21 protein-coding genes and 3 pseudogenes are annotated in these 22,225 nt (G+C 57.1%); 5 read left to right on the forward strand and 19 right to left on the reverse strand.

Annotation, left to right across the window (positions count from 1 at the left end; all coding sequences use genetic code 11):
* Nucleotides 1–138 (forward strand): annotated as a pseudogene (locus ACL7TT_RS14755) (IS3 family transposase); the annotation flags it as partial.
* Between the two features lie 6 nt (nt 139–144).
* Here ACL7TT_RS14755 and ACL7TT_RS14760 read toward each other — a convergent pair.
* Nucleotides 145–369 (reverse strand): annotated as a pseudogene (locus tag ACL7TT_RS14760) (transposase); the annotation flags it as partial.
* Between the two features lie 91 nt (nt 370–460).
* A pseudogene (locus tag ACL7TT_RS14765) lies at nt 461–826 on the reverse strand (transposase); the annotation flags it as partial.
* A gap of 161 nt (nt 827–987) precedes the next feature.
* Between ACL7TT_RS14765 and ACL7TT_RS14770 the strand changes: the two are divergent.
* Nucleotides 988–1,308: a hypothetical protein gene (locus tag ACL7TT_RS14770; RefSeq protein WP_413396514.1), complete on the forward strand. Its 321-nt coding sequence runs from the start codon at nt 988–990 to the stop codon at nt 1,306–1,308.
* 14 nt (nt 1,309–1,322) lie between these two features.
* Here ACL7TT_RS14770 and ACL7TT_RS14775 read toward each other — a convergent pair whose 3' ends face one another.
* From ACL7TT_RS14775 to ACL7TT_RS14815, 9 genes are all read right to left on the reverse strand, one after another.
* The gene (locus tag ACL7TT_RS14775) at nt 1,323–1,949 is read right to left on the reverse strand and encodes an anaerobic ribonucleoside-triphosphate reductase activating protein (protein ID WP_413396516.1); all 627 of its coding nucleotides are present in this window, start codon (nt 1,947–1,949) and stop codon (nt 1,323–1,325) included.
* A gap of 4 nt (nt 1,950–1,953) precedes the next feature.
* Complete coding sequence (gene nrdD / locus ACL7TT_RS14780) at nt 1,954–2,121, reverse strand: anaerobic ribonucleoside-triphosphate reductase (protein ID WP_299943480.1); 168 nt, start codon at nt 2,119–2,121, stop codon at nt 1,954–1,956.
* The gene (locus tag ACL7TT_RS14785; RefSeq protein ID WP_413396518.1) at nt 2,114–4,213 is read right to left on the reverse strand and encodes a ribonucleoside triphosphate reductase; all 2,100 of its coding nucleotides are present in this window, start codon (nt 4,211–4,213) and stop codon (nt 2,114–2,116) included. The genes nrdD and ACL7TT_RS14785 overlap by 8 nt, the downstream gene beginning before the upstream one ends.
* 361 nt (nt 4,214–4,574) lie before the next feature.
* Nucleotides 4,575–5,009, reverse strand: a complete 435-nt coding sequence (locus ACL7TT_RS14790; RefSeq protein WP_413396520.1) for a GNAT family N-acetyltransferase — start codon at nt 5,007–5,009, stop codon at nt 4,575–4,577.
* 1 nt (nt 5,010) lies between these two features.
* A complete protein-coding gene (locus ACL7TT_RS14795; RefSeq protein ID WP_413396521.1) occupies nt 5,011–6,165 on the reverse strand; it encodes a cupin domain-containing protein in 1,155 nt (384 codons plus the stop codon).
* A 133-nt stretch (nt 6,166–6,298) separates the two neighbouring features.
* Nucleotides 6,299–7,672 carry an adenylosuccinate lyase gene (gene purB, locus ACL7TT_RS14800; RefSeq protein WP_413396523.1) on the reverse strand — a complete coding sequence of 458 codons (1,374 nt, stop codon included), beginning with the start codon at nt 7,670–7,672 and terminating at the stop codon, nt 6,299–6,301.
* Nucleotides 7,673–7,687: 15 nt separating this feature from the next.
* A complete protein-coding gene (hflD, locus tag ACL7TT_RS14805) occupies nt 7,688–8,326 on the reverse strand; it encodes a high frequency lysogenization protein HflD (RefSeq protein WP_413396624.1) in 639 nt (212 codons plus the stop codon).
* Nucleotides 8,320–9,477, reverse strand: a complete 1,158-nt coding sequence (mnmA, locus tag ACL7TT_RS14810) for a tRNA 2-thiouridine(34) synthase MnmA (RefSeq protein ID WP_413396525.1) — start codon at nt 9,475–9,477, stop codon at nt 8,320–8,322. The genes hflD and mnmA overlap by 7 nt, the downstream gene beginning before the upstream one ends.
* Before the next feature lie 89 nt (nt 9,478–9,566).
* Nucleotides 9,567–10,175, reverse strand: a complete 609-nt coding sequence (locus tag ACL7TT_RS14815; protein ID WP_413396527.1) for a pseudouridine synthase — start codon at nt 10,173–10,175, stop codon at nt 9,567–9,569.
* 148 nt (nt 10,176–10,323) lie between these two features.
* On the opposite strand from ACL7TT_RS14815, the gene icd reads away from it, so the two are divergent.
* Entirely contained in the window at nt 10,324–11,574 is a 1,251-nt protein-coding gene (icd, locus tag ACL7TT_RS14820) for an NADP-dependent isocitrate dehydrogenase (RefSeq protein ID WP_413396529.1), read from the forward strand.
* Between the two features lie 99 nt (nt 11,575–11,673).
* Here icd and cspD read toward each other — a convergent pair whose 3' ends face one another.
* Nucleotides 11,674–11,955 carry a cold shock domain-containing protein CspD gene (cspD, locus tag ACL7TT_RS14825; RefSeq protein WP_413396531.1) on the reverse strand — a complete coding sequence of 94 codons (282 nt, stop codon included), beginning with the start codon at nt 11,953–11,955 and terminating at the stop codon, nt 11,674–11,676.
* A gap of 284 nt (nt 11,956–12,239) precedes the next feature.
* On the opposite strand from cspD, the gene clpS reads away from it, so the two are divergent.
* Entirely contained in the window at nt 12,240–12,611 is a 372-nt protein-coding gene (clpS, locus tag ACL7TT_RS14830; protein WP_413396533.1) for an ATP-dependent Clp protease adapter ClpS, read from the forward strand.
* 134 nt (nt 12,612–12,745) lie between these two features.
* Complete coding sequence (gene clpA, locus ACL7TT_RS14835) at nt 12,746–15,025, forward strand: ATP-dependent Clp protease ATP-binding subunit ClpA (RefSeq protein WP_413396535.1); 2,280 nt, start codon at nt 12,746–12,748, stop codon at nt 15,023–15,025.
* A gap of 93 nt (nt 15,026–15,118) precedes the next feature.
* On the opposite strand, the gene infA is transcribed toward clpA, so the two are convergent.
* The 7 genes from infA to ACL7TT_RS14870 all read right to left on the reverse strand — a co-directional run bounded on the left by infA (nt 15,119) and on the right by ACL7TT_RS14870 (nt 22,224).
* On the reverse strand, nt 15,119–15,337 hold the full coding sequence (gene infA / locus ACL7TT_RS14840) for a translation initiation factor IF-1 (RefSeq protein WP_299943510.1): 219 nt from the start codon (nt 15,335–15,337) through the stop codon (nt 15,119–15,121).
* A 126-nt stretch (nt 15,338–15,463) separates the two neighbouring features.
* Entirely contained in the window at nt 15,464–16,183 is a 720-nt protein-coding gene (locus tag ACL7TT_RS14845) for an arginyltransferase (RefSeq protein ID WP_413396537.1), read from the reverse strand.
* Complete coding sequence (aat, locus tag ACL7TT_RS14850) at nt 16,176–16,889, reverse strand: leucyl/phenylalanyl-tRNA--protein transferase (RefSeq protein WP_413396539.1); 714 nt, start codon at nt 16,887–16,889, stop codon at nt 16,176–16,178. The genes ACL7TT_RS14845 and aat overlap by 8 nt, the downstream gene beginning before the upstream one ends.
* Nucleotides 16,890–16,957: 68 nt before the next feature.
* The gene (gene trxB, locus ACL7TT_RS14855) at nt 16,958–17,902 is read right to left on the reverse strand and encodes a thioredoxin-disulfide reductase (RefSeq protein ID WP_413396541.1); all 945 of its coding nucleotides are present in this window, start codon (nt 17,900–17,902) and stop codon (nt 16,958–16,960) included.
* Between the two features lie 331 nt (nt 17,903–18,233).
* Nucleotides 18,234–19,397, reverse strand: a complete 1,164-nt coding sequence (locus ACL7TT_RS14860) for an acyl-CoA dehydrogenase family protein (protein ID WP_413396542.1) — start codon at nt 19,395–19,397, stop codon at nt 18,234–18,236.
* Nucleotides 19,398–19,408: 11 nt separating this feature from the next.
* Nucleotides 19,409–21,421, reverse strand: coding sequence for an ATP-binding protein (locus ACL7TT_RS14865; protein WP_413396544.1), 2,013 nt, complete (start codon nt 21,419–21,421; stop codon nt 19,409–19,411).
* A complete protein-coding gene (locus ACL7TT_RS14870; protein ID WP_413396546.1) occupies nt 21,421–22,224 on the reverse strand; it encodes an enoyl-CoA hydratase/isomerase family protein in 804 nt (267 codons plus the stop codon). The genes ACL7TT_RS14865 and ACL7TT_RS14870 overlap by 1 nt, the downstream gene beginning before the upstream one ends.
* Nucleotide 22,225 lies beyond the last annotated feature (1 nt).

Raw genomic sequence — 22,225 nt, forward strand, 5'->3', positions numbered from 1 at the left:
GCAAAGCAGGCGATCAACGATTACATCATCGGCTACTATAGCCAGATACGGCCACACCAGAACAACGACGGTTTGCCGCCGAATGTGGCTGAAGAAAAATATTGGAATGCTCAAAAGACGGTGGCCAAAAATACTTGACCACTACACTTTCTGCCACTTGCCTGATGCTGACCAGGCATTGAAGCGCTTGTACACCTTACTCCAACATCCGAAATCCTTCGGTAGATCTCTCCATGGGCAACCTGTACGCATTCGATAGAGCATGCCCTCAACGGTCATACGGAGATCACGCTTGTTATAGATGGCCAGTTGCCGCAGAATTCCCCACAGCTTCGACCAGTGCTCATCGCTGAGCATTAATCGGGGCATTGCAAGCTCGTTTTGTCGTTGTGTTAGAACCTCAACAATGCGAGCTTGCTCTTACAAATCAACAGGCTACATCCAAACGGGAACAGCCCCTAGCTATCTGCACCACTTCTTCGAACAGGGTGGGAATAATATCGTGGGCAAGCAGACGGTCACGATTCTTGCTGAAAGTGGAATGATTCCACACCTTATCATCGATACTGAGGCCAACGAACCAGCGGAATAATAGGTTGTAGCGTGTCTGTTCCATCAGCTGGCGTTCACTACGCACGCTGAATAAAACCTGTAGAAGTAGGGCTCGCAGTAATCGCTCCGGGGGGATGGACTCCTTGCCGTTCGGTGCATAAGCGCAGTCGAGCAGCCAGTCGATACGCTGCAATGCCAAATTAAATTCCTGACGAATCTTTCTCAGTGGATGGGATTTGGGGACAAATTCTTCCAGGTTAACAGTGGTGAACAAAGCTTCCTACGTAATATCTGCACCGCGCATACACTATCTCATTGTGGGGTATTGGCCCGAGCATTGTACCAAAGCCAGTAAATACATGAGCCTATTTCAACAGCCTGCTAGTTAACCTTGGTCGGAGTTTAAATCTTTATGAAGAAGGTGCAAGCTGTTAGGTGTCAATAATTGCGCGCTATCCAAAATGTATTGAGGGGGCACTAGACCCGGCGATACCAGGTATTAACTTCTCCGGTCCCAGTACAGAGGTCGCTACGGTTGACGGCGACGGGGATGGCATTAGTAATGGTGAAAAGGCCCGGGCCGGTGAGGATGGTTTTATTACAACACCCTTGCTTTACGATACAGGCGGTGTTGGTCTCAACGATGGAGCAAAATTGACAGTAGGCTCGGACCTTACTGGAGAGGGAAGTATTTCGCTCACAGAGGTGCGTTGTTGGGTTGGCGATGGGTATCCGTGCATTGTATCTACCTTTTAGCCCGATGTTTGAGTTTACAATGACAATCGAAGCGTTTTATCCAATGCCTGTGCGCTGTTGCAGTGCTGTATTTCCAGGTGGGGAATCCCGAGTAGCCGCAGTTTTTGACAAATCTGGTCCAGCTCGCTGTCGCTTGTGAGCCGGGGGTGGCGGGTCAGGCGCACCTGCAGGGGGATGCCGGCTTCTGCTAGGAGTTTTGCACACTGCCAGGGTGCAGTTCCACTGCGGGCCACACCGGAAATAGCCGGGTAATTTTCCGGCAGGGCCTTGATATCAAGGCCGACCCAATCCAATCGGGTGATCAGGCGGCGCAGGCGGCGCGGGTAGATGCCGGCGGTGTGCAGGCCCACCTTGAATCCCAGTTTACGCACCCCGGTTATGGCATCCTCCAGGGCTTCCTGGGCTGTGGGTTCGCCGCCGGAGAATACCACTGCATCCAGCAACCCGCGCCGGTCGGCAAGAAGGCCCAGAATCTGGTCCCAGTCGTAGCCACTGGGGGCACGGGCGGGCAACAGATGGCCGTTGTGGCAGTAGCGGCAGCGCCAGGGGCAGCCCTGGCAAAAGACCACTGCGGCCAATTCACCGGGGTAGTCGATGGTGGTAAATGGTGTAAAGCCGCCGACCCGCAGGCGTGCAGTCATGATTTTACACCGAGCCCGGTTTGTTGTTAGCGACAAAGAAACGGCGCTCCCGGTGTTCGGACTGCTTGCCGGGGTTCCAAAATGACACCGGGCGGTGGTAGCCCATCACACGGCTCCAGACTTCGCAGCGGGTGCGGTCTTCCTCTTTCATTATTGGGGCTTGTTTATGCATGGCATGTCTCCTTGGTGGTCAAGTGTGAATTACTGCAGCGGCCCTGCTCATTCGCGAGCAGCGCCTCGTCGCAGCGGGGGCAAAATTCGTGCTCACCGCTCAGGTAACCGTGCACCGGGCAGATGGAAAAGCTGGGGGTTACAGTGATATAGGGCAGGCGGTAGTGCTCCAGTGCGCGCCGCAGCAGCCGGCGGCAACTGTCGCTATCTGGCAACTGCTCGCCCAGATACAGGTGTAATACGGTACCGCCGGTATAGCGGGACTGCAGGGACTCCTGCCGGGCCAGGGCTTCGAAAGGGTCGTCGGTAAAGCCCACGGGCAGTTGTGATGAGTTGGTATAGTAGGGCGCTTCTTTACTGCCGGCCTGGATGATATCTGCGAATCGCTTGCGATCCTCACGGGCAAATCGGTAGGTGGTGCCCTCGGCTGGTGTCGCCTCAAGGTTGTAAAGATGGCCAGTCTGTTCCTGGAATTCTGTCATGCGTGTGCGGATATGGTCCAGCAGCTGTTCGGCCAGACGGGTTCCTGTTTCAGTGACAATGCTCTCGCGGTCACCACTGACATTGCGCAGCATCTCGTTGATGCCGTTTACCCCGATGGTGGAAAAATGATTGCGCAGAGTGCCCAGGTAGCGGAGGGTATAGGGAAACAGTCCCGCATCCATGTGCCGCTGGATAATTTTGCGCTTGACCTCAAGTGAATCCCGTGCCAACTCCAGCAGCCGATCCAAGCGGGTGACCAGGGCATCCCAATCGCCGCGGTACAGATAGCCGAGACGTGCACAATTGATCGTTACTACGCCGAGAGAGCCCGTCTGTTCTGCGGAACCGAACAGACCGTTACCGCGTTTGAGCAATTCGCGCAGATCCAACTGCAATCGGCAGCACATGGAGCGCACCATATTCGGGCTCAGGTCTGAATTGATAAAGTTTTGGAAGTAAGGCAGGCCATAGCGGGCTGTCATGGCAAACAGGCGCTCTGCGTTGTCGCTGTGCCAGGGAAAATCCGCAGTGATGTTGTAGGTGGGAATCGGAAAGGTAAAAACCCGGCCACGTGCATCGCCCTCACTCATCACTTCGATATAGGCGCGGTTGATCAGGTCCATTTCCTCCTGCAGAACGCCATAGGTGAACGGCATCTCCTCGCCTGCGATCACCGGTACTTGATCGCGCAGATCCTGCGGGCATACCCAGTCGAATGTGAGGTTGGTAAAAGGGGTTTGGGTTCCCCAGCGGGATGGCACATTGAGGTTGAAAATCAGCTCCTGCATGCATTGGCGCACGGTAGCGAAGTCCAGCCGGTCCTTGCGCACATAGGGGGCCAGGTAAGTGTCGAAGGAACTAAAGGCCTGGGCGCCAGCCCACTCGTTTTGCAGGGTGCCGAGAAAATTGACAATCTGGCCTACGGCGCTGGACAGATGTGCCGGCGGCGCGGATTCCACTTTGCCCGGCACGCCGTTCAAGCCTTCGTGCAGCAGGGTGCGCAGCGACCAGCCAGCGCAATAACCCGCAAGCATATCGAGATCGTGGATATGCAGGTCACCATCCCGGTGGGCCGCACCGATTTCTTTTGCGTAGACATGATTCAGCCAGTAGTTGGCGATCATTTTGCCGGCACTGTTCAGGATCAAACCGCCCAGAGAGTAGCCCTGATTGGCGTTGGCTGCGACACGCCAGTCTGCGCGTTGCAAATACTCATTGATCGAGGTTTCCACATTCACCAGGGATTGCTGGTCACTGCGCAACTGTTGATGCCGGCCCCGATAGGTAATGTAAGCCCGTGCAGTCTCCACATAATTGCAGCTGATCAACACCTGCTCGGCAATATTCTGGATCTCCTCAATATCAATTGGTGTGCTGCCATCAAAGCGGTGACCGATCACTTTCAACACCGACTGGGTGAGATGCAATGCTTCCTCTTCGGCATAAGCCTCGGTGGCACGGCCGGCACGCAAAAGCGCACTGGTGATTCGCCGGGCATCAAAAGCCAGGGTGCGTCCATCGCGCTTGCATACCAGATAATCTTCAGGGGATGTGATCGGGTTTGCCGAACTGGGTAGATTAGGGTGGGTTGGAGTGGCAATGCTCGTCATGGGCGGTCCTCACAAACAGTGCGGCAAGCATAACGAGGCAATGGGGGCAGCACTTGATCTGGATCACTATATATTGAATGTGAAGATTAAAGTTGCACAATATATGGTGTTTTCCATGTTTTTGAACAGAGCTTTGAGAGGAGGTTTTGGTGTCAGGGGGCGGTCAATATGAAGCTTTAGCTGCCACTGCTATCCTATCCGTACTGATGGTACAGCAACCAAAAGGGCTTTCTGGCGACAGCCTTTCTGCTGACTAAGTGGCGCGCTGCAGGTTCGGTATGCCCTTGGGTGATGAGCCACGCCTGACTGTGACTGCAGTCTTTCAGATCGGCGATTCAGCGGGTCACTGGAAATCTATTGGTTAGCCGGACGAGAAATCCAGATCCCGTACCATCCTGATATGGGGAATATTCGCCTCCGAGAAAATGTCACCTTTGACAATAAAACCAGCCCGGCTGTAGAACCCCTGGGCCTGTTGCTGGGCGTGCAAATAAACACGCTGATGGCCAAGGGTTTGGGCATGTTCGCAAATGGTCTCAAGCAGCTTCGCGCCATAGCCAAGGCCTCGCGCGGATTTTATTAGTGCCAAGCGACCGATCTTGCCATCTGCCGTCAGGCGTCCCGTGCCTATTGCCTCGCCATCCTTGAAAACAAGGAAATGCCGGGCGCTTTCTTCCAGGGTGTCCCACTCCAAATCGGCGGGCACTTTCTGTTCCCGCACAAACACGGCGTCCCGGATAGAGCGGATAGCGCTTCGCTCGCTATGCCAGTTGGCGGTACGGATAACCACGGCCATATCAGAAATCCTCCGGGGGGTAAATCAGCGTGCCCTGGGAAACCAGTTGATCGATCAAGCCATCCGCGATGCTCAGTTGTGGATAGTCGTCGATATCGCGCCAGAGGATTGTGCGGCTTGCGGTAAATTGTCTGGCAAAAGCAAGGGGCACGGGGAGAGCTTCCCCATCCACAAACAGGGTTGCAGGCTGGTGGCAAAAGGCACAGCGCGAGGCGGGATTCAGTACCAGGGACAGTCCCCGGGGCAGCTGTTGCCGCCAGTCGGCGGCACTGTCCGCATCCAGGGCCACGATATCTGGATATTTTGCCTCGGTCATTACCGCACCGAACCACCGGGTGATTTTCTCCGGCTGTTGCAGCCAATGGCCTAACTGTTTCTGTAGGCGTGCTACTGAGAGCGCGTCAATTTCGGCGGGATTCCCTGTGGGCTCCGCGCCTGCATCGGTATAGCGCATGCTGTCTGGCAATCCCGTTGCGATTTCGCTGGCGAGGTCCTCAAGAATCACCGCAGCAGAGGGCGCGCGAAAGCCGATGGAAATTGTTGTGCAGGGGCCTTCGGCAATACCCCAGTGACTGTACTGTGGCGGCAGGTAAAGCATATCGCCCGGTTCCAGTAGCCAGTGGTTTTCCGCTTCGAATGCACTCAGGATATTGAGCGGCGTGCCCGCCAGCTGCGGCTCGGTCTCATTGACTTTGGGGCCCTGTTGCCAGAGACGTTTGCCCTCAGCTTGAAGTAGAAAAACATCATAGTGGTCGTAGTGCGGGCCCACGCTGCCCTGATCGGCGGCATAGCTGATCATCACATCGTCAAGGCGCCAGTCGGGAATAAAACGAAAGTACTCTTTGAGTTCGGCTACTTCAGATAACCATTGGTCCACGGCTTGAACCAGCAGGGTCCAGTGGGTGCGGGGCAAAGAGAGGAAGTCCGCTTCGGTGAATGGTCCCGAGCGCAGTTGCCAGGGTCCATTTTCCCCGTGTTCCAGTACCAGGCGCGATTCCACTCTTTCTTCGAGGGCCATGCCCGCCAGCGCCTCAGGGGAAATGGGGGACTTGAAATCGGCAAAGGCGCTGCGAATCAGTAGGGGCTTTTGCTGCCAATAATCGCGCATAAAGATGTCGATCGGCATATCACCGAGATGGGTCAGGAGGCTGGCCATGGGAAACTCGCTATTGAAAAACCAAAAAGTGCGCGGACGCACTGTTTCCGGTCATTGCCCGCTGGAAGGCCCGTAGGGCGCGGGCGGTGTTTATCCTTGCGGCTACCTGTCGGGTGGCCGCTGCTGAACCTGTTTAAAGCTTGCGGGCCTGTTCTGCGGCATTGCCGATATAGGTGGACGGAGTCAATTCCAGCAGAGCGCTCTTGGCCGCAGCAGGAATCTCCAGGCCTTCAATAAATACTTTCAGGGTCTCGCGGGTGATGCCCTGGCCGCGCGTGAGGGCCTTGAGTTTCTCGTAGGGCGCCTCGATATTGTAGCGGCGCATCACGGTCTGAATGGGTTCCGCCAGCACTTCCCAGGCATTGTCCAGGTCTTTTGCGAGGCGCTCGCGATTGATTTCCAGCTTGCTTAGGCCCTTTGTGGTGGCGGCATAGGCGATGGTGGAATAGCCGGCACCAACACCCATATTGCGCAGTACGGTGGAATCGGTCAGGTCGCGCTGCCAGCGGGAAAGGGGCAGCTTGGCGGCCAGGTGCCGGAACACGGCGTTGGCCAGGCCCAAATTGCCCTCGGAATTTTCGAAGTCGATGGGGTTGACCTTGTGCGGCATAGTGGAAGAACCCACCTCGCCGGCAACCACCCGCTGTTTGAAGTAGCCGAGGGAAATATAGCCCCAGATATCCCGGTCGAAATCAATCAGGATGGTGTTAAAGCGTGCGATCGCATCGAACAGTTCGGCAATATAGTCATGTGGCTCGATCTGGGTAGTGTAGGGGTTCCAGGTCAGGCCCAGGGAATTTACAAAGGCTTCCGCATGCTGTTCCCAGTCGACCTCCGGATAGGCGGAGAGGTGGGCATTGTAGTTACCTACGGCGCCATTGATTTTACCCAGCAGGGGTACCGCGCGGATTTGGTTTACCTGGCGGCGCAAGCGCGCAACCACGTTGGCGAGTTCCTTGCCCACGGTGGAGGGGCTGGCGGATTGACCGTGGGTGCGCGACAGCATGGGCACATCGGCAAAGTTTTTGGCAAGCTCGGCGATTTTGTCCACGAGGTTGTTCATTGCTGGCAACAGGACCTTTTCACGCCCGGCGCGCAGCATCAGTGCGTGGGCAAGGTTGTTGATGTCTTCTGAGGTACAGGCGAAGTGGACGAATTCGCTTACCCTGGCCAATTGTGTATTGCTACTGATTTTTTCCTTGAGGAAGTATTCGACGGCTTTTACGTCGTGGTTGGTAGTGCGTTCGATGTCTTTGATGCGCTGGGCATCTTCCAGGGAGAAATCGGCCACGATGCGGTCGAGCAGCTGATTGGCATCGTCGTCGAACTGCGCCACCTCGGTGATCTGCCTGTGCGCGGAGAGTTGCTGCAGCCAGCGTACCTCTACTTCAACGCGGGCGGAAATCAGGCCGTATTCGCTGAAAATAGCGCGCAGAGGGGCGGTCTTGCCCTCGTAGCGGCCATCAATGGGGGATACCGCTGTAAGTGCGGAAAGCGCAACGGTCATAGTCAATCTCCGAAACTAGTGATTTGTAGATTCGATGTGTGCGATCAATTCATTGGTCGCGTGCAATAGCTTCTTGCGCTGAAACAGCAGATGCAGGCGGCGACCGCCCAGCTGCCGCCACAGGGTTGCGGCGCGGATGCCGGCAAACAGCATGGAGCGGATCTGGTTGGCGATGCGTTGCTGCTGTAGGTAATTGAAATCTCCGAGTACCTGGATGCGGAAACGGAAGGTGCCGAGGGTGTCGCTGTAGATACTGGCCAGGTTTGAAAACACATTTTCGTGTGTCGGCGCGAAATGCTCGGCCTGGGCTTTGGCTTTTTGCAGGCGGTTGCCAATGATGGAAAGGAGCGCGCTCTTTTTGCTGAGCTGCCGCTGCAGATAGAGTATGGAAAGCGCATACCGAAGACAGTCGGTATATTCTGGGTGCTGGCGCGATTGTAACAGTTGCCTTGAGACCTGCAGGCCCGGCAGTAGATTGACGGCACCGCCAAAGACAGTGTCGGTGTGGTCGGGATTGAGCTGAAACAGGCTGAAAACACCCGTTTCCAACTGTACCTGCGGGGCCGTGCCGGTCTTTGCGAGGCGTTCTACCAGTGTTGCAGCTTGAAATATTCCGGCCAGTGCCAGAGCCTGATCCCGCCAGTTATTCAAAATCGCTCCTTAGTGTTTGTTGTTTTTTTCGATACGGTAGAACCGATGCCGGTGGCATTTTCTATCACCGCACCGCCAAGGCAAACCTCGCCATCGTAGAGTACCAGTGATTGCCCCGGTGTCACGGCGCGCTGTGGCTCATCAAATGCCACAACCAGGTCTCCATTTTCCTGTACATGTACAGTGCAATCCTGGTCTGGCTGGCGGTAGCGGGTTTTAGCCTGGCAGCGGAATGTTTCACCCGGTGCGGCGCCATTAATCCAGTGTGTCTGGGTTGCTTCTAGCCCTGTTGCATAGAGCAATGGATGATGCGCCCCCTGTGCAACGATCAGTACATTGCGCCGCAGGTCTTTGCCCACCACGTACCAGGGATCCTCCCCGCCACCTTTGACGCCGCCGATACCCAGGCCCTGCCGCTGGCCAATGGTGTGGTACATCAATCCCGCATGGTGCCCCATGAACCTGCCTTCCGGCGTTTGCATATCCCCGGGCTGTGCCGGCAGGTACTGTTCCAGAAAATCCTTGAAACGGCGCTCGCCGATAAAACAGATGCCGGTGCTGTCTTTTTTGTTATGGGTGATAAAGCTGTTCTCTTCGGCAATACGGCGGACTTCGGGTTTTTCCAATTCCCCGAGCGGGAAGAGGGCACGGGCGAATGCCGCCTCTCCCACCGCGTGCAGGAAATAGCTCTGATCCTTGTTGCCATCCAGCCCCTTGAGCAGATAGGTGCGCCCCTTACTATCGCGACGGCGCGCATAGTGGCCGGTGGCAATGGCATCCGCGCCCAGCACTTCTGCGTATTCGAGGAAGACTTTGAATTTGATTTCACGATTGCACAGGATATCCGGATTGGGCGTACGCCCGGCCTTGTATTCCGCCAGGAAGTAGGCAAAGACATGATCCCAGTACTCAGCGGCAAAGCTGGCAGTGTGTAGATGGATACCAAGCCTGTGGCAGATGGCCTGGGCATCAGCCAGGTCGGCCCTGGCGGTACAGTACTCGGTGCCGTCGTCCTCGTCCCAGTTCTTCATAAACAGACCCTCCACCCGATAGCCCTGCTGGATCAGGCGCAATGCGGCTACGGAAGAATCGACACCGCCGGACATGCCGACAATGATGCGCTTGGGCTGTTTGTTGGGTGTGGAATCAGACATAGAGGGACTGTCCCTACCTCACTGGAAAGGAAAAAGGGGCGAATTTTACCTGTGAAAACGCCCCGGACCAAGGCCGTTTTGAGTTTCCGTTAGTGCTTACCGCTGTCGGTGCGCGGGATACGCTTTTGTCCGGGCATTGACCGGGTCTTGTCAGCGGTGAAAATCTCCTCCATCCGGTATTCTCCGGGCTTAAGCGCGCCGAGCTGCCAGCGGCCGATCGCCATACGCACCAGGCGCAGGGTGGGGAAGCCGACGGCGGCGGTCATACGCCGCACTTGACGGTTACGGCCTTCGCAAATGGTCAGTTCCAGCCAACTGGTGGGTATGGACTTTCGCTCCCGAATCGGCGGCGTGCGCGGCCACAGTTTAACATCGGGCAGGCGCCGGGTCCTGGCCGGCGCAGTGCAGCCCTCTTTGAGAACCACGCCCCGGCGCAGAGCCCTGAGTGCATCAATGCTAATCTCCCCCTCAACCTGGACCCAGTAGGTTTTTGCCATCTTTTTCTTTGGGTGGCTGATTTGATGTTGCAGTGCGCCATCGGCTGTGAGCAACAGTAGTCCTTCCGAGTCAAAATCGAGCCGGCCGGCGGGATAGAACCCCTTTTGGCAGACATAGTCTGCAAGCGTGGGGCGGCACTGGCTATCCGTGAATTGGCTCAGGACGCCGTAGGGTTTGTTGAAGAGAACGAGCTTGGCCATGGCAAAAACCCGGTATTGTAATCTAACTACAAAAAGAAGCCGATACTGCTATAATCCCGCCGTTTTTGTCCCCGCCCCAAGGGCCCGGGGAAGTGGTGCAAGCAATGCTGGGCCTAAAAAGTCACAGAATCTAGGGAGTTTACGCAATATGGGTCATATCCAAGTGCCGACAGACGGCGAAAAAGTTACAGTCAATGCCGATGGTTCGCTGAATGTTCCGGATCGCCCGGTGATTCCCTTTATCGAGGGCGACGGCATCGGTGTGGATATCACCCCGGTTATGCGCAAGGTGATCGATGCCGCAGTAGAGAAGGCTTATGGTGGCGGCAAAAAAATCGAGTGGATGGAAATCTACTGTGGTGAAAAAGCGGCTGAGACATACGCGGGCGACTGGTTCCCGGCCGAAACTCTCGCGGCGATTCGGGAGTATGTTGTCAGCATCAAAGGCCCTCTCACTACCCCGGTAGGTGGGGGATTCCGTTCCCTGAATGTCGCTCTGCGCCAGGAACTGGATCTGTATGTCTGTCAGCGACCGGTTCGCTGGTTCAGCGGCGTGCCCTCTCCGGTGAAGGAACCGAACAAGGTAGATATGGTGATCTTCCGGGAGAACTCCGAAGATATCTATGCAGGCATCGAGTGGAAAGCGGACAGTGACGAAGCGAAAAAAGTCATCCAGTTCCTGCAAGAAGACATGGGTGTTAAGAAAATCCGCTTTCCGGAGCACTGCGGTATCGGCGTCAAGCCGGTTTCTGCCGAAGGCACCAAGCGCCTGGTGCGCAAGGCGATCCAATATGCCATAGACCAGGACCGCGATTCCGTCACCCTGGTACACAAAGGCAATATCATGAAGTTCACCGAAGGTGCCTTTGCCGATTGGGGCTACGAGCTGGCGCGCGATGAGTTTGGTGCCCAACCTCTGGACGGGGGCCCCTGGCATAGCTTCAAGAGCCCGAAAACCGGTAGGGAAATTATTATCAAGGATGTGATTGCAGATGCCATGCTGCAGCAGATCCTGCTGCGTCCGGCGGAGTACGATGTTATCGCCACTCTGAATCTGAACGGCGACTATCTGTCGGATGCCCTGGCTGCTCAGGTGGGGGGTATCGGCATTGCGCCGGGTGCCAACCTTTCCGACGAAGTCGCGCTGTTTGAAGCCACGCACGGCACAGCGCCCAAGTACGCCGGCCAGGACAAGGTCAACCCCGGTTCCCTGATTCTGTCTGCGGAAATGATGCTGCGTCACCTGGGTTGGGAAGAAGCGGCAAACCTGGTCATCACAGGTGTGGAGGGCGCCATCAAGGCCAAGACCGTCACTTACGACTTCGAACGCCTGATGGAGGGCGCCGAGCTGAAATCCTGTTCTGAGTTTGGTGGTGAAGTTATCACCCACATGGTCTAGATTGCCGCCGGGCTGGTTGTCTGGGCGCCGGCCATAGACAAGCCCTTCACTGAAAAGTGGAGGGCTTTTTTGCCTGAGCGTATTGCCGGGTGCGGTTGGCTAATCCAGCGCCTCGGCTTCCTTTTCCCGGTGTACTTCAGAAGGTGCCGGCTCAGATTCGTGACTGGATTTGTCCGCAGTCACAGAGGAAATATTGGTGGCGTGATAACCCTTGTCGCCCCTGATGATATCAAAGGTGACCTGCTGGCCAGCTTTCAGGGTTCGATAACCCTCCATTTGAATTGCGGAATAGTGTGCAAAAAGATCCTCCCCTCCGTCATCCGCAAGAATAAATCCATATCCCTTGGCGTTGTTGAACCACTTCACGGTACCGGTAGGCATAGCGAACTCCCTCTAATTGCCCAGGTGGCCCCTGGCCACCGTACAGAGTTTTTATTTTTATTTGAACTGCGAATAAATCGACTGCGATCCTGACTGCGATTAACGGCTGCAAATAAGGCAGACAATACCTCTTGTAGTCAACTGGCGTGAGAATGTCAAGAAACCCAGCTGGTTACTGTGGTATTCCTGTGTCGATGGTCAATTAAGGTTACAATGGCAGGTCATTGATGTTTGCGCAGGTGGCAACATCCGAGCTTAAAAGAAAGAATGCATTGATAATTTTTATGAGTGTTGCAAAAATCATTAAACTAAACGCCGATAAAGAGGACGGGGATCGCGAGTTCTCCAATGGTGGGCTCGCGCTGGAAGAGGCGCCACCGCAGTTAAAGCGACCCCCGATGTATAAGGTCGTGATGCTCAATGATGACTATACCCCCATGGACTTTGTGGTTGAGACTCTGGAGCTGTTTTTTGGCGTCAACCGGGAGCGTGCAACGCAGTTGATGTTGCAGGTACACACGCGGGGAAAAGCAGTGTGTGGTGTCTATACTCGGGATATAGCGGAGACAAAGGCCGCCCAGGTCAATCGATTCGCCCAGGAGAATGAACATCCATTGCTGTGCGAGATTGAGGCGGATGAAAGTAAAGACCAGTGATTTTGGACAGAGCTGCCTTTGAACTAGGGCCCCGTCACCTGAAAGGAATCAGCCAGGATATAGACGCCGGCAAAGGGTGCGCGCCAACCAGCGGAGTCGGCGGGAACTATTGGCGATTACGGTTTGAGGTTTAAATGCTCAGCAAGGACTTAGAGGTAACGCTTAATCTGGCGTTCAAGGGTGCGCGCGCAAAACGGCACGAATTCATGACCGTAGAGCACCTACTGCTGGCGCTTTTGGACAATGAATCGGCAGCCGATGTGTTGCATGCCTGTGGGGCCGATCTCAGTGCGCTGCGGCGTGAACTGCTGGAGTTTGTGGATTCCACCACGCCGTTGATTCCCGAAGCCGACAGCGATCGCGAAACCCAACCGACACTCGGTTTCCAAAGAGTCCTGCAGCGGGCCGTTTTTCACGTCCAGTCCTCCGGTAAAAAAGAGGTGACCGGGGCCAATGTTCTGGTGGCGATTTTTTGCGAGCAGGAAAGCCAAGCCGTTTATTACCTGAAGCAACAAAGTGTTGCGCGCATCGATGTGGTCAATTACATCACCCACGGAATTTCCCGTGTCGGCTCCAGTGGCAACAATCACCACCACAGCCCCGATGCCGCACCGGAGCAGGTCGACGAGGAGATCGGCGGCGGCACTGAAGCCGGTGGCGCGGACCCCCTGGGAAGCTATGCCACCAATTTGAATCAGGAGGCTATTCTGGGCCGTATCGATCCCTTGGTGGGGCGCGTCCCCGAGGTAGAACGGGTTACCCAGGTCCTGGCGCGCCGGCGCAAGAACAATCCACTGCTGGTTGGCGAGTCCGGTGTCGGTAAAACGGCGATCGCCGAAGGGCTCGCGCGGCGCATCGTGGATGAGGATATTCCCGAGCCTCTCAAAGAGAGCACCATCTACTCACTGGATCTCGGCTCTTTGCTGGCCGGGACCAAGTACCGGGGGGATTTCGAGAAGCGTTTCAAAGCCCTGTTGGCCGAGCTGAGGAAGCGCGAGCACGCGGTGTTGTTTATCGATGAGATCCACACCATTATCGGTGCCGGTGCGGCCTCTGGTGGTGTAATGGATGCCTCCAATCTGCTCAAACCGCTGCTCTCAAGTGGCCATTTTCGTTGTATCGGCTCGACCACATTCAGCGAATATCGCGGTATCTTCGAGAAAGACCGCGCCTTGTCCCGCCGTTTCCAGAAGATTGATGTGAGCGAGCCAACCGTGGAGGAGACGGTGCAGATTCTGCAGGGGCTTAGAAGCTGCTTTGAGGATCACCACAAGGTACGTTTTACCGAGGCGGCCCTGGAAGCGGCGGCGCAGCTTTCCAGCCGCCATATCACCGAGCGTTTTCTTCCGGACAAGGCCATCGATGTTATTGATGAGGCCGGCGCTTACCAATCGTTGCTGCCCCTTGAGGAGCGCACGGAGGTCATTGGCGTTGGTGAAATTGAGTCGGTGATCGCAAAAATGGCCCGTATCCCGGCCAAGAGTGTTTCCGCATCGGATAAAGAACAGCTGTCCAAACTCGACGATAACCTGAAGATGGTGGTATTTGGCCAGGACCGGGCTATCGAGGCACTCAGTACCGCGATCAAGCTCAGTCGCGCCGGCTTGGGTGCTGAGGAGAAGCCCATAGGCTCCTTCCTGTTCTCCGGTCCCACCGGTGTCGGCAAGACCGAGTTGTGCCGGCAGTTGGCGAAGGTGATGGGCATCGAGCTGATTCGCTTCGATATGTCGGAGTACATGGAGCGGCACACGGTCTCCCGCCTGATCGGGGCGCCGCCGGGCTATGTGGGTTTTGATCAGGGCGGTTTGCTGACCGACGCTGTCACCAAGCATCCCCACAGTGTGGTCTTGCTGGATGAAATCGAAAAAGCCCACCCCGAGGTATTCAATCTGCTTCTGCAGGTGATGGATCACGGCACTCTGACGGACAACAACGGGCGCAAGGCCGACTTCCGCAATGTGATCCTGATTATGACCACTAACGCCGGCGCCGAGTTGATGAGCCGCCGCTCAATTGGCTTCTCCGGTCAGGATCATTCCACGGATGGTATGGAGGAGATTAAAAAGATATTCACTCCCGAGTTTCGCAACCGCCTGGACAGCATTATCCAGTTTGCTGCCCTGCCATTGGATGTGGTGAAAACGGTGGTGGATAAGTTGATTGTCGAGCTGCAGACGCAACTGGATGATTCCCGTGTGACCCTGGCCGTGGACGATGAGGCTCGCGAGTGGCTGGCTTTACACGGCTACGATGAAACAATGGGGGCCCGCCCCATGTCCCGCCTGATTCGCGACAAGCTGCGCAAACCCCTGGCCGAAGCCGTTCTGTTTGGAGAGCTGGCAGAAGAGGGGGGGCGAGTGGCAGTGACAATAGAAAATGATGAGTTGGCAATAAAAACTGCGGTGCCGGCCTGATTATCGATACGCCATTGCAACAAAAAAAGCCACCTGCGGTGGCTTTTTTTGACTGGGCAAGCTGCCGATAAGGGGCTTCCAGCAGTGCGCAGATTAGCGCGCCCGGTAGGTGATACGTCCCTTGCTCAGATCGTAGGGGGTCAGCTCCACCTTGACCTTGTCACCAGTGAGGATGCGAATATAGTTTTTGCGCATTTTCCCCGAGATATGTGCAATGATCACGTGCCCATTTTCCAACTTCACGCGGAAAGTGGTATTTGGCAGAGTGTCAATCACCTCGCCTTCCATTTCAATATAATCGTCTTTTGCCATGCGGCAGCAACCTTAAAATAACTTGATCAGACCTGTACCCCGGAGACACTCTGGTCTAGCCGCGGTTCGACGGGCGAGCATTTTGCACGAAAAGAGGCGCTAGAGCAAAGGGCGTGTCTGTCAGCGCTAGAGGGGTTTTAGTCTCCAGCGGTTCTCCACGAGCATTTCTATCGGCTGGAATTGGCTTTTGTAGGCCATTTTATGGCACTGCTCAATCCAATAACCCAAATAGAGATTGGCAAGGCCGAGTCGTCTTGCCCACTCAATCTGATAGAGAATAGAGTAACTGCCCAGGCTCCGCCTGTCCTCATCCGGGTCGAAGAAAGTATAGATGGCAGACAGGCCCGCAGTGAGCAGATCGGTGACGGCCACAGCGATCAGCACGCCCCGTGCGCGCAGTTCGATATAGCGTGTGGCTCCCCAGGCCTGGCACAGGAAGCTGCGATACTGTTCGCGACCGGGGGGGTACATCTCCCCGTCGGCGTGGCGCTGTTCAATATAGCGCGCGTAGAGGGCGTAGTGCTCATCGGTGTCGATGGTTTCGATATGGAAGATATCCAGGTCCCGGTTGCGCTTCCAGCAGCGGCGCTGATTGCGGTTGGGGACAAACAGACTCACCGGCACCCGCGCCGGGATGCAGGCCTTGCAGGTGGCGCACTGGGGGCGGTACAGGTAGGCGCCACTGCGGCGGAACCCCAGCTCCGAAAGGTGATTGTACAGGCGCTGGTCCATCTCGGTCTGCGGGTCCACGAATACTGTATTGGCTTCCCGGTCCGGCAGGTAGCCACAGGGGTGGGGCAGAGTGGCCAGGAGGCGGACTGAGTCCAGCTGAGAGTATTTACCCATAAATCCACGAAAGCTTCCAGGGCTTTGCAAAGGCGGGTTGTTGTAGCCCGCTTTCCAGCAAGTGTTCAAAATCCCTGCGAGAGATCTCCACTGCCCCCAGGCTGGCCAGGTGGGGACTGCCCACCTGGCAGTCGATCAACGGGCAGCCCCACAATTCTAATTGCCGAACCAGGTGAACAAAAGCGACTTTGGAGGCGTCTTTCTCACGGTGAAACATCGATTCCCCGAAAAATACACGCCCGATGGCGATACCGTAGAGTCCCCCAACAAGGTCACCATTGCGCCATACCTCCACAGAGTGGCTGTGACCGAGATGATGCATGTGGATAAATGCTCGGCGCATCCTATCGGTAATCCAGGTGCCCTCCCCACTGGCCCTCTGTGCGCGGCAGCTATCGATAACAGGCTCGAATGCGCGGTCAAATGTGACCCGAAAGGTTTTGCGGCGCAATACTTTTTGCAGGCTGCGGCCCACACGGAATGCTTGCGGAAAAACCACACAGCGGGGGCAGGGGCTCCACCAAAGGATGGGTTGGCCGTTCGAGTACCAGGGGAAAATCCCCCGCCGGTAAGCAGCCAGCAGCCACTCGGGGGTCAGGTCCCCCCCCGCAGCCAGTAACCCATTGGGGTCCGCCAGTGCCGCCGCTGTGGGCGGGAAGGCGATACGCTGGTGGTCGAGCCACACCAAGCGTTGGGTACTTGCCATGGCCTGACTCCTGTCTGAGGGGCGGAACAATATCCGGAGGTCTAGCAGCCGGGAATCGGGTTCACTCGCTATTGCGCGTCCAGGAAGCGCTCGGCATCCAGTGCCGCCATACAGCCAGTGCCGGCAGAGGTCACCGCCTGGCGGTAGATGTGATCGGACACATCGCCGGCGGCAAAAACGCCTGCGACAGAGGTCTGGGTGGCATTCCCCTCAAGGCCATTGCGGACAATGATATAGCCACCATGCATCTCCAGCTGCCCCTTAAACATGTCGGTATTTGGCTTATGGCCGATGGCGATAAAGACACCGGATACGTCCAATTCCCTGGTGGTGTTGTCCTGTGTATTGCGCAGACGCAGGCCGGTAACGCCATTATCATCGCCCAGAACCGCGTCCAGCGTGTGTTGCCAGCAGACAGTGATATTGCCGTTTTGCACTTTTTCCATCAGGCGATCCTGCAGAATCTTTTCTGCGCGGAGCTGGTCGCGGCGGTGGATCAGGGTCACCTCGCTGGCGATATTGGACAGGTAAAGCGCTTCTTCTACGGCGGTATTACCACCACCAACCACGGCTACTTTCTGATCGCGGTAAAAGAAACCATCGCAGGTTGCGCAGGCGCTGACGCCGCGGCCTTGAAAGGCCTCTTCAGAGGGAAGACCCAGGTACTGGGCCGAGGCACCGGTGGCAATAATCAGTGCATCGCAGGTATAGGTCTTGTTACCCTGCAGAGTGAATGGGCGTTGCTTCAGGTCCACCGATTCGATGTGATCAAAAATAACCTGGGTGTCGAAGCGTTCCGCGTGGGCCTGCATCTGGGCCATCAGGTCGGGCCCCTGCAGGTCCGCAGCGCCACCCGGCCAGTTTTCCACCTCTGTGGTTGTGGTTAATTGTCCACCCTGTTGCATACCGGTGATAACGACGGGTTTCAGATTTGCGCGGGCTGCGTAAATCGCAGCGGTGTACCCGGCGGGGCCCGAGCCGAGAATGATCAGTCGATGGTGGTTGCTACTCATGAAGTACTCTTAACAATCGTCGGTGTGCAAAGGTAACAGTGAACCGGAAGTCCACCAGTTTGTTTGTTTTTTGATCAGAGGGGGCTGTCAGTTTGGGCCGTATAATAGGGGATAAAAACCCGTGGGCGAAATAGTTTGGCTTAATTTGTTTCATTGGTCAGCGCTATCCAAGAGGGGATGCGGGTTGCCGGCTGTGGCCTGGCGGGGGGAATAAATCTTACAATCCAGCCGGGCAAATGCCGGATAGAGTGTCGGGCCGAGGGATTCTGGTTGCAAGAGGCCCCTGGTATTCGTTGGTAGGGTCAATAGCCTGTGCCAAGTGTGAAAATCCCTAAACCCCCATCTGCCTGGAAGCCAAATCCCGCATGATTTCCTCGGAACCACCCCCGATCGCATTGACCCGCACTTCGCGATAGATACGCTCAACCCGGCCGCCACGCATATAGCCGGCGCCGCCGAGCACCTGCATGGCTTCACGGGCGCAATACTCGAGGGTTTCTGTGGCCTGAACTTTGAGCAGGGCGATCTCCGCCACCTTCAGTTGCTGCTGTTGTTCAGCCCAGGCACAGAGATCCATATAGGACTGGGTGGCATTAATGCGTTGCAGCATCTGTGCGAATTTGTGGCGGATCACCTGGTGGCTGGCGAGGCATTTGCCGAAGGTCTTGCGCGCCTGGGCCCATTCGATCGCATCCTGCAGACAGACGCGGCTGTACTCCACGCAGGAGGCGGCGATACCGAGGCGTTCGCGGTTGAAATTGTGCACTATAGGCAGGAAGCCCTGGTTTTCTGCGCCGATTCTATTGTCTGCGGGCACACGCACCTGGTCAAAGAAGATGCTGGCCGTATCTGAACACCACCAGCCCTGCTTTTTGTCCAGTAGCTGCCGGCTGACCCCTTGTGCGTTTGCCGGTATCAGCAACAGGGAGATACCGTCAAATCCCTCACCGCCGGTGCGCACGGCGGTAGTGAACCAATGGGCCCGCATGCCTCCGGTAATATAAGTCTTTTCCCCGCTGACAATGTAGCTGTCGCCATCGCGCACCGCACGGCATTGAAGATTGGCCACGTCAGAGCCGGTATCGGGTTCGGTGACGGCCAGGGAGATCTGTTTGTCGCCGCGCAGTACTGCCGGTATCACCGCGTCTTTGAGGGCATCGCTGCCGTAGTACAACAACGGGGGTAGGGCGATTCCGTGCACCATCAGGCTGGCATAGAGACCACCGGCACCGGTGCGCGCCAGCTCCTCGGCGGCAACAATCATATGAAAGGCATCCGTCTCGATGCCACCATAGCGCTCGGGGTAACCCATTTGCAGCAGGCCCACTTCGGCAGCCTTTTTCCAAAGGGCCCCCGGCAGCAGGCCCTGCTCGTCCCAGTGGGTGATATGGGGCTGAATTTCCCGCTCGACAAAACGGCGCAATTGATTGCGCCACTGCCGGTGGCTCTCGCCGTAGAAGGGGCTGGCCATGCGGGAGGCATCGATATCGTACACGGTGGAGTCCTCTAGGAAGAGTCACTGCCGGGAAGCAGGGTGGTTCTGTTGGGGGCAGCTTCTATCTGCACCAGGAGCTGACCGCCGCGCACCTGGTCGCCGGCGCAGGCCCCGAGCTTGATAACGGTGCCATCGCGATCGGCGCGCAGGGGGTGTTCCATCTTCATGGCTTCCATCACAGCGAGGGTATCGCCACAGCGCACGGTCTGATTCAGTTCTACCCGCATTTCCAGCAGGGCGCCGTCCATCGGGGCGCTAACATGGCCGCTGCCCTGAGCGAGATTTGCCTGTAACGGTGCCTGGCTTCGATCCTCGAACTGCAGTTGGCGGCCCTCTTGCAACAGGTAGAGCCTATTGCCCTGTTGCAGGAAAAGAGGTTTCTGGGCGACGCCGTCGATCGTTAAGGCGGCAGTCGCGGTGTTGTCGAGCGTTTGTGGCTGCATTTCAATCTGATGGGCTTGCTCCGCCACGCTCACCCGGTAGTGGTGTGGTCCCAGCGCCAGCAGCTCGCACTCGAAGTCTCGCCCTTCGGTACTGAGGCGGTAGTGCAGGGGCACACTGCTATCGCCACTGCGCCAGTTAGTGCGCCCTCCGCGTCTATCCTGCGGTTTCAGGAAACGCTGGTGATTGAGTACCGCCGCTAGTGCCACCCAATCGCTGGATATTGCTTCGGGTACAGTGAGGTTGGCGGTTGTGTCCAGAAAACCAGTATCGGCATCGCCGGAAATAAACTCGGGCTGTATCAGTAGTTGGTACAGGAAGCGAATATTGTTCTTTGGGCCAATAAGCTGCAGCTGGGCCAGCGCTTGCCGCAGTTTTCTCCGGGCGGCTTCGCGGCCCTGTCCCCAGGCGATCAGCTTGCCCAGCATGGGGTCGTAGAAGGGGGTGATTTCAGCGCCCTCCCCCAAAGCGTGATCAATGCGCACCCCGTCTCTATCCGGTTCACGCCAGTAGAGGACAGGCCCCGCCTGGGGCAGAAATTGCTGCTGGGGATCTTCCGCATAGAGACGCACTTCAATGGCGTGGCCACACTGGCTGACCTGCTGCTGGGTAACCGGTAGCGCCTCGCCGCGGGCTACAGCCAGCTGCCAGGCCACCAGGTCGAAACCGGTTACCATTTCTGTCACCGGGTGCTCCACCTGCAAGCGGGTGTTCATTTCCAGGAAATAGAATTCGCCACCCGGGCAGAGCAGGAATTCCACTGTCCCGGCGCCCTCATAACCACAGGCACGTGCCGCGGTTACCGCGGCCTCTCCCATGGTTGTGCGCAGATCTGCATCCACTGCCGGGGAGGGGGACTCCTCGACCACTTTCTGGTGGCGTCGCTGTACAGAACAGTCTCGCTCGCCCAGGTGGATGCAGTTGCCGTGTCGGTCGGCGAACACCTGGAATTCGATATGGCGGGCGCCGATGAGGGCCTGTTCCAGAATCAGTTCGTCGTTGCCAAAGGCGTTCTTGGACTCGCTGCGCGCGGCGCGCAGCTGCGCTGCCAGTTCGGCGCTGCTGTGGGCCAGGCGCATGCCGCGGCCGCCGCCGCCGGCGGCGGCCTTGATCATCAGGGGGAAGCCGATACGATCCGCCTCTGCCATCAGGGTGCGGTCATCCTGGGCTCCCTGAAAGCCGGGGATACAGGGCACACCGGCAGCGGAAACAAACGCTTTGGCGCGTCGCTTGTTGCCCATCAGCTCAATGACTTCAGCGGGGGGACCGATAAAGCGCAGGCCGTTCTCTGTGCAGGCGCGGGCAAAATCGGCGTTTTCGGCCAGGAATCCATAGCCCGGGTGAATAGCGGTGGTCCCGGTTTTCCTTGCGGCAGAGAGGATTTTGTCAATATCCAGATAGGATTCCGCGGAAGTCTGGCCGCCGAGGGCGACGGCCAGGTCGGCGCTATTGGCATGGGGGGCATGGCGATCCGGGTCGCTGAACACCGCAACGGTGCGATAGCCCTCGGCTCGGGCCGTGCGCAGGATGCGCAGGGCAATTTCCCCGCGGTTGGCGATCAGGAGTGTGGCTGGTGCGGACATCAGTGTTGCCACTCCGGTGCGCGTTTTTCCATAAAAGCGCGGGCGCCTTCACGGCCTTCGCTGCCTTGAATGGCACTGGAAAAGTGTTTCGCAGCAGTGTCGAGCAGGTGGCTCAGGGCGGACTTGTCGGCAATCTGTGCGGCCTGCAAAAGCAGTTGTTTGGTGGTAGCCAGAGCGCCCGGTGCGCAGGCATTGATATTGCCCAGGTGTTCCCGCAGTGCGGCCTCCAACGCCGTGGAGCTGCCCAGCAACTGGTGAATCAGGCCGATATCCAGCGCCTCCCGTGCTTCCAGAGTGGCGCCACTCAATGCCAGCCGCCTCGCTTGGGACAGACCGACGCGGGCAACCACAAATGGTGCAATCTGTGCCGGGGGCAGGCCCAGGCGGGTCTCCGGTAACGCGAAGCGACAGCTGTGATCGGCGATGGCGATGTCGGCACTGCAGGCCAGTCCAAAACCGCCACCCATCACGGCGCCTTCGAGTACAGCAATCACCACCAGCGGGGTGCTGTTGACTCTCTCCAGCAGTTCGCCGAAGCGGCGGTTCAGTCGATAAAAGGCATCCGTATCGCCATCGCCGGCGCCTTGCTGGGCAGTGAGCATGTCGCCAATATCCCCACCTGCGCAGAAGTTGTGTTCGACACCGCGCAGTACCAGAGCCCGGGTTTGTGAAGCGGTCTCCGCCTCTGTCAGTTTCTGTAGCAGTTCGTCCACCATGTGCAGGCTGATGGCATTGCGCTGCCGGGGGCGGTTGAGGGTGAGGTGCCGGGCAATGCCGATGGTTTCATCAATGATCGTTTGCATA

Origin of the sequence: Microbulbifer jejuensis (genome assembly GCF_047289955.1) — a bacterium.
Classification (GTDB): Bacteria; Pseudomonadota; Gammaproteobacteria; order Pseudomonadales; family Cellvibrionaceae; genus Microbulbifer.

What these genes read in the sequence shown, in the direction of transcription:
- clpS (WP_413396533.1), top strand. Translation starts at nt 12,240, where the DNA reads ATGAGTGTTGCAAAAATCATTAAACTAAACGCCGATAAAGAGGACGGG.
- cspD (WP_413396531.1), bottom strand. Translation starts at nt 11,955, where the DNA reads ATGCCTACCGGTACCGTGAAGTGGTTCAACAACGCCAAGGGATATGGA.
- purB (WP_413396523.1), bottom strand. Translation starts at nt 7,672, where the DNA reads ATGACCGTTGCGCTTTCCGCACTTACAGCGGTATCCCCCATTGATGGC.
- ACL7TT_RS14795 (WP_413396521.1), bottom strand. Translation starts at nt 6,165, where the DNA reads ATGGCCAGCCTCCTGACCCATCTCGGTGATATGCCGATCGACATCTTT.
- ACL7TT_RS14790 (WP_413396520.1), bottom strand. Translation starts at nt 5,009, where the DNA reads ATGGCCGTGGTTATCCGTACCGCCAACTGGCATAGCGAGCGAAGCGCT.
- ACL7TT_RS14815 (WP_413396527.1), bottom strand. Translation starts at nt 10,175, where the DNA reads ATGGCCAAGCTCGTTCTCTTCAACAAACCCTACGGCGTCCTGAGCCAA.
- ACL7TT_RS14865 (WP_413396544.1), bottom strand. Translation starts at nt 21,421, where the DNA reads ATGTCCGCACCAGCCACACTCCTGATCGCCAACCGCGGGGAAATTGCC.
- clpA (WP_413396535.1), top strand. Translation starts at nt 12,746, where the DNA reads ATGCTCAGCAAGGACTTAGAGGTAACGCTTAATCTGGCGTTCAAGGGT.
- trxB (WP_413396541.1), bottom strand. Translation starts at nt 17,902, where the DNA reads ATGAGTAGCAACCACCATCGACTGATCATTCTCGGCTCGGGCCCCGCC.
- ACL7TT_RS14870 (WP_413396546.1), bottom strand. Translation starts at nt 22,224, where the DNA reads ATGCAAACGATCATTGATGAAACCATCGGCATTGCCCGGCACCTCACC.
- mnmA (WP_413396525.1), bottom strand. Translation starts at nt 9,477, where the DNA reads ATGTCTGATTCCACACCCAACAAACAGCCCAAGCGCATCATTGTCGGC.
- ACL7TT_RS14775 (WP_413396516.1), bottom strand. Translation starts at nt 1,949, where the DNA reads ATGACTGCACGCCTGCGGGTCGGCGGCTTTACACCATTTACCACCATC.
- icd (WP_413396529.1), top strand. Translation starts at nt 10,324, where the DNA reads ATGGGTCATATCCAAGTGCCGACAGACGGCGAAAAAGTTACAGTCAAT.
- ACL7TT_RS14785 (WP_413396518.1), bottom strand. Translation starts at nt 4,213, where the DNA reads ATGACGAGCATTGCCACTCCAACCCACCCTAATCTACCCAGTTCGGCA.
- aat (WP_413396539.1), bottom strand. Translation starts at nt 16,889, where the DNA reads ATGGCAAGTACCCAACGCTTGGTGTGGCTCGACCACCAGCGTATCGCC.
- nrdD (WP_299943480.1), bottom strand. Translation starts at nt 2,121, where the DNA reads ATGCATAAACAAGCCCCAATAATGAAAGAGGAAGACCGCACCCGCTGC.
- ACL7TT_RS14845 (WP_413396537.1), bottom strand. Translation starts at nt 16,183, where the DNA reads ATGGGTAAATACTCTCAGCTGGACTCAGTCCGCCTCCTGGCCACTCTG.
- infA (WP_299943510.1), bottom strand. Translation starts at nt 15,337, where the DNA reads ATGGCAAAAGACGATTATATTGAAATGGAAGGCGAGGTGATTGACACT.